Below are 14,049 nucleotides of genomic sequence, written 5' to 3' on the forward strand. Positions count from 1 at the left end.
TATAGTCGCCCGCATGTCCATCGGGAACACCCTGCTCGGCCTGCTCGAAGCCGGCCCCAAGCACGGTTACGACCTCAAACAGCTCTACGACAAGCAGTTCCGGCAGGACCGCCCGCTGCACTACGGGCAGGTCTACTCGACGTTGAACCGGCTCCTGAAGAACGGTCTCGTCGAGGAGAACGGCGTCGAGGCGGGCGGCGGTCCGGACCGGAAGCGGTACGCGATCACCGACGCCGGCGTCACCAACGTCGAAGAATGGCTGAAAAGTCCGGAAAACCCCTCGGTCTACCTGCAGAACACGCTCTACACCAAGGTCGTGCTCGCGATCCTCTCCGGCCGGGGCGCCCAGGATCTGCTCGACGCCCAGCGTGGCTCCCACCTCCGCGCCATGCGTGAGCTCACCACCCGCAAAACCGGCGGCGACCTCGCCGACCAGCTCATCTGCGATCACGCGCTGTTCCACCTGGAGGCGGATCTGCGGTGGCTGGAGCTCACCGCGGCCCGCCTCGACGATCTCGCGCGCCAACTGGCCCGCTGAAACCCTGGGGACCACAAAGTGGAAACACCGTTGTTACAAGGGCTGGGCCTGCACAAGGCTTTCGGCCCCGATCAGGCGCTCACCGGGGCCGGGCTGACGCTCGAAGCCGGGGAGATCGTCGCGATCATGGGCCCGTCCGGCTCGGGGAAGTCGACCCTGCTGCACTGCCTGTCCGGCATCCTGCGCCCCGACCGCGGCGAGGTGCTGTTCCGCGGCCGCGAGCTCGCGAACATGCCCGACGCCGAACGCAGTGCCTTGCGGCGCACCGAATTCGGTTTCGTCTTCCAGTTCGGGCAGCTCGTGCCGGAACTGACCTGCCTGGAAAACGTCGCGTTGCCGTTGCGGCTCGGCGGGATGAAACGCCGTCCCGCCGAGAAGATCGCGCGGGACTGGCTCGACAGGCTGGAAGTCGGCGACTCGGACGACAGCACCCCCGGCCAGGTGTCGGGCGGGCAGAGCCAGCGGGTCGCCATGGCCAGGGCGCTGATCACCGAACCGTCGGTGATCTTCGCCGACGAGCCCACGGGCGCACTGGACACGCTCAGCGGCGAGCTCGTCATGCGCCTGCTTTCCGAGACGGCGAAGCAGACCGACGCCGCCGTCGTCCTGGTCACCCACGAACCGCGGGTGGCCGCCTACTCCGACCGGGAGGTCATCGTGCGAGACGGCCGGACACGTGAACCGGTGGTGACCCGGTGACCGGACGCGAAGACCTGTTGCTGGGGTTCCGGCTGGCCGTCGGGGGTGGCCGGGGCTCGATCGTCAGGCTCGTCCTGAGCGCCGTCGGCATCGGGCTCGCGGTGGCGATCCTGCTGACCGGCGCCTCCGCGGGCACCGTCACGGAGAACCGGGACCAGCGGGCGTTCGCCTCGTACGTGCGAAGTGAACCGATCCCGGGCGTCGCCCCGCTGGCCTACCTCCCGGCGACGACCGACTTCCGCGGTCAGGCGATCTCGCTCGTCCACCTGCGGCCCACCGGGCCGAACTCGCCGATCCCGCCGGGTGTGGACCGGCTGCCCGCGCCGGGCGAGGTCTTCCTTTCGCCGAAGCTGGACGAACTCGTCGCGGCCGACACCAGCGGCCTGCTGCGGCCGCGGCTCCCCGGCAACCCGGTCGGGGTCATCGCCGCGGAGACCATGCTCAATCCGAACGACCTGGTCGCCTACGTCGGCTCGGACACGTTGCGGTCCGGCCCCATGGTCTACGGCTTCGGCGCCGAGCGCGGCTACGACGACATGGTCGAAAAGGGAGTCCTGGCGCTCCTGCTGATCGGGCTCTTCGTCCTGCTCACGCCGGTGTTCATCTTCATCGGGACGATCTCCCGGCTCGGCGGCGCCACCCGGGACCGGCGGCTCGCCGCGTTGCGGCTGGCGGGCTCGTCGGTCGGTCAGCTGCGCCGGATCACCGCGGCGGAATCGCTCGTGGGCGCCGCGGCCGGGCTCGTCGCCGGCGCCGCGTTGTTCCTGCTCTTGCGCGGCGCGGTGACGAACTTCCAGGTGTTCCGCTTCGGGCTCTACTCGAAGGACCTCACACCGGCGTGGCCACTGGTCGTGCTGATCGTGCTCCTCGTCCCCGCGCTGACCGTGGTGACGGCGTGGTTCGCCCAGCGGCACACGATCGTCGAACCGCTCGGCGTCGTCCGGGAGTCCACGCCGCCGAAGCGGCGGTTGTGGTGGCGGCTGCTGCCGATCCTCGCCGGACTCGCCTTGGTGCTCCCGGATTTCGGCGTGGCGAGCGAGCTCGGCCGGGCGGCGCTGATCGCCGGGGTGGTCCTGCTGATGCTCGGGATCCCGGCACTGCTGCCGTGGCTGCTGGAACGCGTCGTGTCCCCGATCAAGGGCGGGTCACCGTCGTTCCAGCTCGCGATCCGCCGCCTGCGGACCGACAGCGGGACGCCGTCGCGGGTGGTCGCGGGCCTCTGCGTGGTGCTCGCCGGGGCGATCGGGTTGCAGAGCCTGATGGCGGGCCAGGTCGCGTCGCAGGACAAGTACCAGGACACGACGGACGGCCGGACGATGGTCTACGCCGAGGGCCCGGTGGCGGACAAGGCGGTGGCCGCGGTACGCGCGGTGCCGGGTTCGGCCGATTTCCAGTCCGTGCGTTCGATGTTCGTCACCGCGAACCCCGCGGACGCCCTCTCCTCGCTCGCCGTCGCCGACTGCCCCACGATCGAAGCGTCGACAGGGGTCACGGGCTGCCGGGACGGCGACGTGTTCACCGAATCGGTATCACTCCACAAAGGACAGTCGGTGACGCTGACCGACGACACCAAACGGGAACAGCCCTGGACCGTTCCGGCCACGCCGCGGCCGTTCGGCGGGAAGCCGTCGGGGATCACCCAGCTCCTCGGGGTGCGCGTGTTCGTGACACCGTCGGCGATGGCGGGTGCCGACCTGTCCGCCGCCTCGGTCACGATGAGCCTGCGTGGCGGGGCGGTGAATCCGGACTTCGTCGAGCTGGTACGGAACTCGGTCGCCCCATTCGGCTGGGAGGCCACGGTGGTCGCGTACAACCGGGAACGGCTCACCGACGAGGCCCGGATGTTCGGGGACGCGCGGAACATCCTGCTCGGCGGCGCGCTGTTCATCCTGCTGCTGGCCGGGGTGAGCCTGCTCGTGCTCGCCCAGGAACAGGTCCGGGAACGGCGGCGGGCCCTCGGCGCGCTGTCCGCCACCGGGGTCCCGGTGCGCGTGATCGTCCGGTCCCTGGTGTGGCAGAACGGGATCCCGCTGCTGCTGGGGATCGTGATCGCGACGGCGACCGGGATCGGGATCGCCGCGGTGGGCAGGCGGATGTTCTGGGACGCGGTGTACATCGACTGGACCGCGGTCGGGGTGCTCGCCGCGGCGGCGATCGTGATGGTGCTGCTGGTGACGGCGTCAACGCTGCCATCCGTGCGCTCGGCGGCGAAGGCGGAGAGCCTGCGCACCGAGTGAAAGCCGGTGAAGGCCCCTTCTTTCGAGGAGGGGCCTTCACCCGTCTACAAGACGGCGCTGACGTCGCGGGCGGCGGCGCGGAGCCCGTCGTGCGCCGCTCGCGTCGACCGGGGGTCGAGAGCGTTGGCCGCCAAGCGGAAGAGGACGGCCCGCAGGAGAAGCTGGGGCCATTGCGGGAGATGTGCCCAGCGTTCGAGCAGATCGATGGTGGCGCCGCCCCAGGCCAGCGCGTCGACCGCGACGATCGCGGCGCCCCATTCACCGGGCCGGTAGTACGGCACGAAATCGACGATGCCGGGGGCCTCGTCGCCGTCGAACAGCACACCGGCGAGAAGCTCCCCGTGGACGACCTGGTCCGGCAGGTTGACCGGTCTTCGGGACCCGGCCAGCACCTCGAACCAGCGGCCGCCCTTGTTCTCGTCGAGGGACATGTCCGCCTCGCCCCACGCGAGCTTGTCGGCCAATGCCTCGATGTCGGTGCGCCGCCCCAGGAAGTCCGGCCGCGGCAGCCCCGCCGTCGCGCGGTGCAGCTTGACCGCCGTGTGCACGACCTCGTCGTACCGGTGCTCGGCCGTACCGGACACGAACCGATTCGCCGACCAGCCACCGACCACCCACCGGCCGTCGCTGGACCGGACCGGCCGCGCGACCCGCAACCCCGGCTCGTCCACGGCTTCCAGCGCCCGGGCCGTCCACAGGGTCCGCGACTTGTCCACGACCGGCTTCAGCACGAGATCGGCGTAGCGCCAGGCGGTGGTTCCGGGCATCGGCTCCGCGTCACCGTCACGTCCGCCGAACGCCGAACAGACGTGTTCCGGAGGGCTTTCTAGGGTGGCACGCACGGCACGGGACGTTACCTCGTGAACCCTTCCACGAACGAGAAGACGCGCTGGTGACGCGACGTCTCCCACCGCGCGTGAAGGCCCCCTTCCCTCGGTTCAGCCGAGGGAAGGGGGCCTTCACGCGCATCCGAAAGGTGCCGGAAACGATCAGTAGGTCGGCAGGCTCTGGTCGATCTGCCGCGCCCAGGCCAGTACGCCGCCACCGAGGTGGGTCGCGTCCTTGAACCCGGCCTGGTGCAGCGCGGCCAGGGCCTCCGCCGAGCGCGCGCCCGACTTGCAGTGCAGCACGATCGGCTTGTCCTGCGGCAGGTCCGACAGCGCCTCGCCCGAGAGGATCTTGTCCTTCGGGATCAGCGTCGCGCCCTTGATGTTCACGATCTCGTACTCGTGCGGCTCGCGGACGTCGATGAGGGCGAAGTTGTCGCCGTTGTCGAACTTGGCCTTGAGCTCCGCCGGAGTGATCGTGTGCCCCGAAGCGGCCGAAGCGGCTTCGTCGGACACGACACCGCAGAACGCTTCGTAGTCGATGAGCTCGGTGATCTGCGGGGTCTCCGGATCCTTGCGGATCTTGACCTCGCGGTACTTCATCTCGAGCGCGTCGTAGCTGACGAGCCTGCCCAGCAGCGGCTCACCGATGCCGGTGATCAGCTTGATCGCCTCGTTGACCATGATCGAGCCGATCGACGCGCACAGCACGCCCAGCACGCCACCCTCGGCGCACGACGGGACCATGCCGGGCGGCGGCGGTTCGGGGTAGAGGTCGCGGTAGTTGAGGCCCTTGCCGTTCGGCGCGTTCTCCCAGAACACGCTCGCCTGGCCCTCGAACCGGTAGATCGAGCCCCACACGTAGGGCTTGCCGGTGAGCACGGCGGCGTCGTTGACCAGGTATCGCGTGGCGAAGTTGTCGGTGCCGTCGAGGATCAGGTCGTACTGCTCGAACAGCTCCAGCGCGTTCGACGACTCGAGCCTGTCGGTGTGCAGGTGCACCCTTACGAAGGGGTTGATCTCGGCGATCGACTCCTGCGCCGACGCGGCCTTGAGCTTGCCGATGTCGGACTGGCCGTGGATGACCTGGCGGTGCAGGTTCGATTCGTCGACCTCGTCGAAGTCGACGATGCCGAGCGTGCCGACCCCGGCCGCGGCCAGGTACAGCAGCGCGGGGCTGCCGAGGCCACCGGCACCGATGACCAGCACCTTGGCGTTCTTCAACCGCTTCTGCCCGGTCACCCCGACGTCCGGGATGATCAGGTGACGGCTGTACCGGGCCACCTCTTCCTTGGTGAGCTCGGCGGCCGGCTCGACGAGCGGCGGCAGCGTGCCTGACATCGGGTCCTCCATCTCGCGTGGATCGCGGGTCGCATCCCAGTATCTACAACACGGACAGGCGGAAACGACTTCCCCTGTTTCATATCCTGGGAATTTCCAGCAGGTGAGACGGCGGAGACTAAGGTGTCTGATTCGGCCAGGAGCCCGGCTTGCAGACGAAGCCGTTCGCGGGCACCCTCCCGCGGTCACCGCCGGGGAGATTGTTCAGCTGCGCCACGAAGTCGTTGGAGACGCCGAAGGTCTGCTGCATCATCACCGGCGCGATCCCGCCGTTGACCTGGCAGCCCACGTGTTTCCCGCCCAGGGCGTGCCCGACCTCGTGATTGATGGCGTACTGGCGATATCCGGTCATGTCGCTCTCGAAGGCCATCGCCCCCCGCACCCAGCGGGCGAGGTTGATCACCACACGCTTGTCGAAGCTCGAGCGGTAGCACGACGTCTCGTAGGTGATCTGGAACATGCAGACGTCCGCGCGATGCGTCGTTTCCGGTGTGGTGAGGCTCACCCGGAAGCTGGGGTTCGGGAAACTCGCGTCCACGCGCTGGAGCGCCTTCTTGCCGTCCCACGTCCAGCTCTTGGGATTGGACAGGGTGCCCTCCACCATCGCGGCGAAGCTGTCGTCGCCCTGATAGCTGGCCGCATCGATGCCGTCCTCGACCTCGATCGTGTAGGTGAACAGCTGCCCCGTGCCCACCTTCTCGCCCTTGCCCGGCACCACGTGATAGGTGCCCTTGCCGGACTGGGTGAAGTCGCCGCCCTTGGGCAGGTCCGCGGTCGGGATCTTGAGATCGACCGGTTTGGCCGGGTTCTCCGGGAGGACGTCGCCGCCTCCGTCGACACCCGCGCCCGGCTCGCCGCCGTTGCCGGCGGAGCCGTCGGCCGAAGTGAGGCTCGCCCCGTCGGTGGCGACCGGCTCGGCGGGGCCGGTGGCGGTGTTGAACACGACCAGCGCGGTGATCACCACGAGGATCGGCAGCGCGTACACCCGCCAGCCGTAGGTCTTGGCGAAGTGCCCGATGCCGCCCTTCTGCTTGCGCTTGGCGGCACCACCCTTGGCGCCGGGCTCGTGCGGCTTCCAGGACGCGCTGAGCGGCTGGGCGCTCGTCCGGCGGCCGCCCGGGCGGTAGCGGTCTTCGTCGAGCCGCTCCGACGGCGGCGGCGACGGCCGGTACTGCCCGGTGCGCGGAGAGTCCGAGGTCCTGGGCTGGGGGCGCGCCGAACGGCGGGCGGATGCGGAGTACTGAGACCGCCGACCTTCGCCCTGCGCGTCTTGCTTCACCCGGTCCACGGGCACCAGGGTGCCATAACCGAACTGTGATGTTGTGAGCGACCGGCGCATGGTGCGGCGTGTCCTGCCCACCCGAATGGGCTACCAGGTGCCCGATTCGACCGATTCCCACATCCCCAAAACGGCCTTTGCTACGACATTCGGGCGTTCCATCTGCGCCACATGGCCGGTTCGGGGGAGAACGAGCAACCGGGCGTGCGGAAGTAGCCGAGCGGTGCGCTCGGCGCGCCGGACGGAGATCACCCGGTCGTGCTGCCCCCAGACGACGAGTGTCGGCGTGGCGACCGTCGGCGCGACGGCCCACAGCGACGCGGGTCCGCGTGCCGACCACGTCCGGAAGATGCCGAACGTGCTGCGGGCCAGCGCGGGGGTGGCCCAGGCGAAACCGGCGCGGGCAGTGTGCTCCTCTTCGAGCTCGTTCAGCCGACTCTCGGCGAAGCGGCCCGGATCGGCGAAGCACAGCTTGATGACCTGCATGGCGCGTTCGCGCGGGCCGAGCGCGGCCAGCTGACGACGTACCCGCGGACCGATCAGCGGCAGATACGCGAACGCCATCCGCGGGTCGGAAAGCCGCTTCATACTGGGCCGGAGATCCGGCATCGCGGGCGAGATCAGCGTCAGCGTCTTCACCAGCTCCGGACGGCGGGCCGCGACGAGCAGCGCGACCGCGCCGCCCATCGAGTTGCCGAGCAGGTGCACCGGCCCGGTTTCGAGGCTCTCGATGTGGCTCGCGACGATCTCGGCGTGCGCGTCGAGACTGAAGCTGAACCCGTCCGGCGGCTCCGAATAGCCGAAACCCGGCAAATCGACCGAGGTGCCGCCAGCTTGAGGCGCCAGGAGCGCGGCGAGGTCGGTCCAGTTCGTGGACGATCCGCCGAGTCCGTGGACGTAGACCGCCGTCTCGGGGCCACCCGGAGTCCGGCGGATGTGCAATTTCACCCCGCCGACACTTATTGTTTCCCCGGGCCAAGGCGGCGGTGCGGGATCCAGCGACGGCAATGACCTGCGCGAGAGCGGCACGTGGGTCAGCGGCGGGCGGTCCCGGGCGGCACGGGAAACTGAAGACGACACAGCACCAGGATGCCCGACCCTTGGCGGTCCGGCCGTACCGGCGAGTAATCTCGAGTTCACTTCACGCGGCGGTGACCCCGCCCTGCGGAGCCCCGCTCGACTGGAGGAACGATGACCGAAATGGCGCGACTGCAGGCCCGAGGCGTCCGCCTGCCGAGAACGGAACGCCGGGCCCAGCTGCTGGCCGCCGCGCAGCGGGTGTTCGCCGCGAACGGATACCACGCCGCGGCGATGGACGAGATCGCCGAAGAGGCCGGGGTCAGCAAACCGGTTCTCTATCAGCACTTCCCCGGCAAGCTTGACCTCTACATCGCACTGCTGGAGAGCCACGTCGACGAGTTGGTGCGGCGGGTCAAGGAAGCGCTCGATTCCACGACGGACAACAAGCAGCGCGTCCCGGCGACGGTCGGCGCGTTCTTCGACTTCGTGAACAACGACGCCGGCGCGTTCCGCATGGTCTTCGAGTCCGATCTGCGCGGCGAGCCCGCCGTGCAGGAGGCGGTGGATCGCGCGACGTCGGCCAGCGTCGACGCGATCACCGAGACCATCACCGCCGACGCGGGCCTCGACGAGGACAAAGCGCGGCTGCTCGCCGTCGGCCTCGTGGGTCTCTCGCAGGTCAGCGCGCGGTTCTGGCTGGCGCACCACAAGTCGATGAGCAAGGAAGAGGCCGTCGCGCTCACCGCCAACCTCGCCTGGCGAGGCATCGGCGGTGGTTTCCCGCTGCAGCACTGACTCCGCGTTCAGTCCTCTGGATGCGGTCCTTGCGCGTGCAAGGACCGCATCCAGAGGACGAATTGGCCAAGGCTCACCGGACGCCCCCGCAGAACGACCGCCACGGGATGTTCCAGCCGTGCCAGGTCTTCGCGCGGATCCTCCGCGTAGACGACGGCGTCCGCGGGCGCGCCCGGACGGGGAGCAAGGGACCTTTGCTCTCACGTTGGTCCGTCCAGCGGCATCGTGAGGGGCCTGGTTTCGGCTATGAATCGAGCGACCGCGTTGCCGATCCGCGAGGAGTAGCCCATGCCCCACATCGCGCTCGACGAGAACCTGCCCGGTATCTCCGCCCTGTTCGCCTACCGACCGGAGACGGCGGCGCCGCTCGGACAACTCGCCGAGGTCCTGCTTCGCGGCCCGAGCAGCCTCAGCGTGGGTGAACGCGAGCTGATCGGCGCGGTCGTCTCACGCGGCAACGACTGCACGTTCTGCTCCCGAAGTCACGCTGCCGTCGCCGCCGAAGCGCTCGAAGGCGGCATGCCGGTCGTCGAGGCGGCGTGGCAGGACGTCGACGGTGCACCCGTGTCGGCGAAGGTGAAGGCGCTCCTGCATGTCGCGCTGGCTGTCCGCGAAGGCGGGAAGTCCGTGAGCGAAGACCTGATCGCGGCCGCTCGCGCCGAGGGCGCGACGGACGTCGAAATCCATGACACGGTGCTGATCGCGGCCGCGTTCTGCATGTTCAACCGCTACGTCGACGGGCTGGCGACCCTCGCCCCGGACGACCAGGACGCCTACAAGGCCACGGGCATCCGCCTGCTGGAGGACGGCTACACGCGCCTCTGAAGAGAGCAAGGGACCTTTGCTATCGCTTGCCCCACCGAGAGCGACAGCAAAGGTCCCCCGCTCTCTAGACCCTCGCGGAGCTGCGGACCAGAGCCGCGATGCGGGCCGAGACCTCTTGCGCGCGTTCCTGCGGAAGCATGTGCCCCGCGCCGGGGTACCGCACGAATTCGGCGTCCGGCAGCGCGTCGGCGATGACCTTGGCGTGCGTCGTCGGGCACAGCCGGTCCCGCTCCCCCGACAGCACGATCACCGGTTTCCCTTGGAGCGCAGCGAGCGTGACGCGGCAGTCGTGCCGTGAGATCGCGTCCTGGAATCCCGCGACGCTCGCCGGATGCGCGCACAACAACTGCTCGGCGACCGAGTCCAGATCCGCCCGCTGCGGCCGCCGCCCGAAGACGAGCAGGCGCGCGCCCGGGCGCACCACCGACAGCGGCAACGGCAAGGCGTCCCGGCGGTTCTTCGCGAGCAGCTTCGCGAGCCGCCGTTCGAACCTCGCCGCGCCGCTGCCCGCGATCCCCGGCAAGCCGAGGGTGATCCGGTCCATCTCACCGGACGACGTGGCGACGAACGCGACCCCGGCGACGCGCCGGGCCACGAGTTCGGGATGACTGCGGGAAAGTTCCATGATCGTCATGCCGCCCATGGAGTGTCCGGCCAGCACGATCGGACCGTTCGGCACGCGATCTTCGATCAGCTCGGCCAGGTCGTTCGCCAACGTCGGGATCGTCGCCGTACCCGGCTTCGCCGGCGCGGAACCACCGTGCCCGCGCAGGTCGTAGCGCAGGATCCGGACGGAGTCGCCGAGCCTGGCCACCACACTGTCCCAGGTCCGGTGATCCTGGGTCCAGCCGTGCACGAGGATCAACGTGAGTTCGGAGTCGGCGGGACCGCTCGTCTCGACGTGCAGTGCGGTGCCGTCACCGGTCACGAACCGGTGCTCCCGGGACGGATCCCAGGAGACGGCACCGCGCTGCTTGACGCCCCTCATCGCTTCCCCGGCAGCAGGAACGACTTGCGCCAGAAGTACATGCCGGGTTTGCCGACCAGACCGGATTCCTGCAGGAACGGCATGATCTTCTCGCCCGCCCACCGCACGCTGTCTTGCCAATGCGGGTTGTTCATCGCGGCTTCCACGCCTTCGCGCGGCCGGATGCCGACTGCCTTGTAGACGCGCGGGTTGATGAAGGCCCGCGTCACGAAGTACGAAATGAGCGCGATGATGAACTGCTGGTAGACGATTTCCTTCTTCGTCAGCTTCGCCATGCCGCGAGTGACTTCTTCGCGGGCGAAGGTGACGTGCCGGGCTTCTTCGAGCACGTGGATGCGGTTGACCATGCGCACCAACGGCTGGATGTCCGGGTCGTTCATCTGCTCACGCTGAAGCCGGTCGAGGACCTCTTCGGCGACGAGGATCGCGCCGTAGCGCGCGGGGCCGTAGCTGATCGACGGCATCAGTTTCGCCAGCCGCCGAAGCCACGGCACCGGTCCGTAGGACGGGCAGCCGATCCGCGACGCCATCCGCGCGAACATCATGGAGTGACGGCATTCGTCCGCGATCTCGGTCAGCGCGTACTGCGCGTGCGAACTGGTCGGATCTTCGTCGTAGACCTCCTTGAGCAGCATCTGCATCAGGAGGATTTCGAACCACAGCCCGGTCGTGGCGACACTCGCGACCTCGTGCTTGCCGAGTTCGATGCGCTGCTCTTCGGACAGCGAGTCCCACAGCTTGGTGCCGTAGAGCGAGGAACGGTGGGCCGGGATGAAGCGCTTCCCCTTCACGAGAGGAGCGTTCCAGTCGATGTCGACGTCGGGGTCGTAGAACTTGTTTGCGGAGGACTTGAGCAGCCGCTCGGCTGTCTTCTCCCGGTCTGTTTCCTTCAGCGCCCGCGTCATTGCCGACACACCCCTATCTGTAACTCGCGGTAACAGTTACCTCTGGTAGCATGACTTGGGTGATCGAACGTGTCAAGCGCAACAGCAAGCAGTCGAGCAAGCACCCCACGGCGGGTGAGGCCGACACGGGCGACGCCCGCCGCGACCGCTGGCGCAAGCACCGGATCGCGCGCCGCGCGGAGTTCGTCGAGGCCGCCCTCCGCGCACTCGACACACACGGCCCGGATCTCGGCATGGAAGACGTCGCCGCCGAAGCGGGCGTCACGAAACCCGTGCTGTACAGGCACTTCGACGACAAGGCCGATCTGTACGTCGCGCTCGGGCAGCGCGGCACGGAGATCCTCTTCCAGCGGCTGATCCCGGCCATCAACTCCGAACTGGCCCCGGTCCCCCGGATCCGGATGGCGCTCGACGCGTTCTTCAGCGTCATCGAGGAGCACCCCAACCTCTACCGCTTGCTCGCACGCGGCGGCCTGCAGGAGAAGGTGCTCGTCAAGTCCGACGTCGTCGCCGAGGACAAGGAACTGATCGCCACCGCGCTCACCGCGCTGCTCGGCGACTACATGCGGATGTTCAACATGGACTCCGGCGCCGCCGAACCGTGGGCGCACGGCATCGTCGGCATGGTGCAGAGCACCGGCGAATGGTGGCTGGACCGGCGCTCGATGGGTCGCGACAGCGTCGTCGAATACCTGACGCAGATCATCTGGGCCGCGATCGACGGCCTCTCCCGGCAGCAGGGCATCGTCATCGACCCGAATCTGCCGCTCGAAGAGAACAAGGTCGTCCAGATGCGGAAGACCCAGGAAAAGCAGGTGGAGGGGCAATGAGCGAGCACGACGAAGACGGCTACGCCGGCGAAGCGGTCCTCGTGATCGACGGGACCGAGATCGCGGCCACGGTCGACCTGCGGGGCTATTTCCAGCCCATCGACGGGTACTACCGCTGGTACGGCCGCGTGGCCACCAACGAACAGGTGTCCGCGGCCGCCGGCGGCAAGAAGACCGCCGTCGAGATCCGCGCGGGCGAGTACAGCGCGAAGGGCGAACTCTCCGACCCGGACCCGTGGGACCGCTACCGCATCATGGGCACCAGCACGCCGCCGTTCCACGTGCCGACCTCGCTGGAAGAGCTGAACGAGCTCAACGCCTGACTCAAGTACGTGAAGGCCCCCTTCCCTCGGCTGAGCCGAGGGAAGGGGGCCTTCACGCGGAAAGTCAGCCCCGCCGCTGAGCGGGCACCCGAGCCGCGGCGAACAGGTACTTCGGCCAGCTCGACAGCTTGTTCATCGCCCATTCCAGCGGCCCGCGCCCGATGAACTTCCGCCACAGCACCGCGGCGGTCAGCGCGACCACCGAGAACTCGACGAAGTGCAGCACGCTGAAGATCGAATCGCCGTCGCTCTCGTCCCACAGCAGCGCGATCGCCACGAAATGCAGCACGTACGCGCTCAGCACCCGCCCGCCCAGATCCGAAAGCGGCCGCAGCACCCGCTCGAACTTCGGCATCAGCAGCTGACAGCCACCGATCACCGCCGCCGCGATCCCGATCGAGATCAGCAGGTCGAACGGCGTGTACGAAGTCCCGGTCGGCAGCAGCTCCCAGGCCCAGCTGGTGGTCGGCGGCGTGCCGTGGATCCAGGTCTGGTGGAGCCGGAAGAACTCCGACGGCGTCATGCCCGCCTGCGCGGCGGCCGGTTCCAGTGAGCGGTAGACGGCCTGCATGCCACCGAGCGGTCCGGTCGCGATCCAGGAAACGACATACCCGCCCACCGCGAGCGCCGAGCCGCCGAAGAACAGCCGTCGGCACACGCTGCGCGAGGTCAGGTCCATCCGCCCGAGGGACATCCCGGCGAACACGTACGCCATCAGCGTCAACGCGGGGAACGTCCCGGTGAGGACGAGAACGGTCGCGGCCTTCAGCAGCCCCGTCGACGTGACGTCGTCCGCGGTCAGGTCCGGCGCGAAGAACAGCAGGTCGCGGGGAAGCAGCTGAGCCCTGATCAGATGCGAGAGCAGCGGTCCGGCCACGGCGACGGCGACGGCGGCGATCGCCAGTGCCTTCGCGCTCGCGCGCAGCCATGGGATCGCGAACAGGAAACAGGCCCCGTAGTAGGCCAGGATCACCATGTAGCCGGTCTCGAGGCTGGTCAGCCACAGCCCCAGCGCCACCAGAAGCGGTGCGCGGGTCGCCAGCTTGAGCGCGACGCGCGTCCGGTCGCGGCCCAGTTTCGGGCGGCGTCCGCCGGACATCAGCGCGATCGAGACTCCGGCCAGCACCGCGAACAGCGCCGCGGAGTGGCCTTCGAACGGTTTGAACAGCACCCCGACGCCGCCTTTGGCGGGATCGGGGCCGACATGCACCGCGTACATGCCGAGTACGGCCAGACCGCGGGCGACGTCGATACCGGTCAGCCGCCCCGCGACCCGCTTGCCCAGTTCGGGAACAGTGCGCACGCTGTCGACCAGCGAGCGGTCCATCACAGTGACGCCGTCCACCTCATTTCTCGGCTAGCCCCCTGCCGTCCCCGCCATAGCGTGACGATCAAATCTGAGAGCTGGCTGAGACGCAGCGGTGACGCCACTGTGACATCCG

At 68.8% G+C, this 14,049-nt stretch carries 14 protein-coding genes; 7 read left to right on the forward strand and 7 right to left on the reverse strand.

The window, feature by feature from the left end; all coding sequences use genetic code 11:
- The first annotated feature begins 13 nt into the window (after positions 1 to 13).
- Genes ACZ5IK_RS20380 through ACZ5IK_RS20390 form a run of 3 tightly spaced genes read left to right on the forward strand, consistent with a single transcriptional unit; the run spans position 14 to position 3,474 of the window.
- Positions 14 to 538, forward strand: coding sequence for a PadR family transcriptional regulator (locus ACZ5IK_RS20380; RefSeq protein WP_465489075.1), 525 nt, complete (start codon positions 14 to 16; stop codon positions 536 to 538).
- Positions 539 to 556: 18 nt separating this feature from the next.
- On the forward strand, positions 557 to 1,237 hold the full coding sequence (locus ACZ5IK_RS20385; RefSeq protein ID WP_465489076.1) for an ABC transporter ATP-binding protein: 681 nt from the start codon (positions 557 to 559) through the stop codon (positions 1,235 to 1,237).
- Positions 1,234 to 3,474, forward strand: a complete 2,241-nt coding sequence (locus ACZ5IK_RS20390; RefSeq protein WP_465489077.1) for an FtsX-like permease family protein — start codon at positions 1,234 to 1,236, stop codon at positions 3,472 to 3,474. The genes ACZ5IK_RS20385 and ACZ5IK_RS20390 overlap by 4 nt, the downstream gene beginning before the upstream one ends.
- A gap of 44 nt (positions 3,475 to 3,518) precedes the next feature.
- Here the strand turns inward: ACZ5IK_RS20390 and ACZ5IK_RS20395 are convergent, their stop codons facing one another.
- From ACZ5IK_RS20395 to ACZ5IK_RS20410, 4 genes are all read right to left on the reverse strand, one after another.
- Positions 3,519 to 4,316, reverse strand: a complete 798-nt coding sequence (locus ACZ5IK_RS20395; protein ID WP_410605411.1) for a TIGR02569 family protein — start codon at positions 4,314 to 4,316, stop codon at positions 3,519 to 3,521.
- 147 nt (positions 4,317 to 4,463) lie between these two features.
- Positions 4,464 to 5,642, reverse strand: coding sequence for an adenylyltransferase/sulfurtransferase MoeZ (moeZ, locus tag ACZ5IK_RS20400; RefSeq protein ID WP_465489078.1), 1,179 nt, complete (start codon positions 5,640 to 5,642; stop codon positions 4,464 to 4,466).
- A gap of 118 nt (positions 5,643 to 5,760) precedes the next feature.
- The gene (locus ACZ5IK_RS20405; protein ID WP_465489079.1) at positions 5,761 to 6,930 is read right to left on the reverse strand and encodes a DUF3152 domain-containing protein; all 1,170 of its coding nucleotides are present in this window, start codon (positions 6,928 to 6,930) and stop codon (positions 5,761 to 5,763) included.
- 81 nt (positions 6,931 to 7,011) lie between these two features.
- Positions 7,012 to 7,869: an alpha/beta fold hydrolase gene (locus ACZ5IK_RS20410; protein WP_465489080.1), complete on the reverse strand. Its 858-nt coding sequence runs from the start codon at positions 7,867 to 7,869 to the stop codon at positions 7,012 to 7,014.
- 243 nt (positions 7,870 to 8,112) lie between these two features.
- Between ACZ5IK_RS20410 and ACZ5IK_RS20415 the strand changes: the two genes are divergently transcribed.
- Both ACZ5IK_RS20415 and ACZ5IK_RS20420 read left to right on the forward strand, forming a co-directional pair.
- Positions 8,113 to 8,736 (forward strand): TetR/AcrR family transcriptional regulator, encoded by a 624-nt coding sequence (locus ACZ5IK_RS20415; protein ID WP_101612519.1) that lies wholly within the window; start codon positions 8,113 to 8,115, stop codon positions 8,734 to 8,736.
- A gap of 288 nt (positions 8,737 to 9,024) precedes the next feature.
- On the forward strand, positions 9,025 to 9,561 hold the full coding sequence (locus ACZ5IK_RS20420; protein WP_465489081.1) for a carboxymuconolactone decarboxylase family protein: 537 nt from the start codon (positions 9,025 to 9,027) through the stop codon (positions 9,559 to 9,561).
- 64 nt (positions 9,562 to 9,625) lie between these two features.
- Here the strand turns inward: ACZ5IK_RS20420 and ACZ5IK_RS20425 are convergent, their stop codons facing one another.
- Both ACZ5IK_RS20425 and ACZ5IK_RS20430 read right to left on the reverse strand, forming a co-directional pair.
- On the reverse strand, positions 9,626 to 10,549 hold the full coding sequence (locus tag ACZ5IK_RS20425; protein WP_465489082.1) for an alpha/beta fold hydrolase: 924 nt from the start codon (positions 10,547 to 10,549) through the stop codon (positions 9,626 to 9,628).
- Entirely contained in the window at positions 10,546 to 11,454 is a 909-nt protein-coding gene (locus tag ACZ5IK_RS20430) for an AurF N-oxygenase family protein (RefSeq protein WP_465489083.1), read from the reverse strand. Before ACZ5IK_RS20430 ends, ACZ5IK_RS20425 begins: the two co-directional genes overlap by 4 nt.
- A gap of 50 nt (positions 11,455 to 11,504) precedes the next feature.
- On the opposite strand from ACZ5IK_RS20430, the gene ACZ5IK_RS20435 reads away from it, so the two are divergent.
- Together ACZ5IK_RS20435 and ACZ5IK_RS20440 are read left to right on the forward strand one after the other, a co-directional pair.
- On the forward strand, positions 11,505 to 12,284 hold the full coding sequence (locus ACZ5IK_RS20435; RefSeq protein ID WP_101612515.1) for a TetR/AcrR family transcriptional regulator: 780 nt from the start codon (positions 11,505 to 11,507) through the stop codon (positions 12,282 to 12,284).
- Positions 12,281 to 12,607: a DUF4873 domain-containing protein gene (locus tag ACZ5IK_RS20440; RefSeq protein ID WP_005167612.1), complete on the forward strand. Its 327-nt coding sequence runs from the start codon at positions 12,281 to 12,283 to the stop codon at positions 12,605 to 12,607. The genes ACZ5IK_RS20435 and ACZ5IK_RS20440 overlap by 4 nt, the downstream gene beginning before the upstream one ends.
- 64 nt (positions 12,608 to 12,671) lie before the next feature.
- Here ACZ5IK_RS20440 and ACZ5IK_RS20445 read toward each other — a convergent pair whose 3' ends face one another.
- Positions 12,672 to 13,952 carry a heparan-alpha-glucosaminide N-acetyltransferase domain-containing protein gene (locus ACZ5IK_RS20445; protein ID WP_465489084.1) on the reverse strand — a complete coding sequence of 427 codons (1,281 nt, stop codon included), beginning with the start codon at positions 13,950 to 13,952 and terminating at the stop codon, positions 12,672 to 12,674.
- Between the last annotated feature and the right edge of the window lie 97 nt (positions 13,953 to 14,049).

Source organism: Amycolatopsis sp. NPDC031561 (assembly GCF_055580625.1).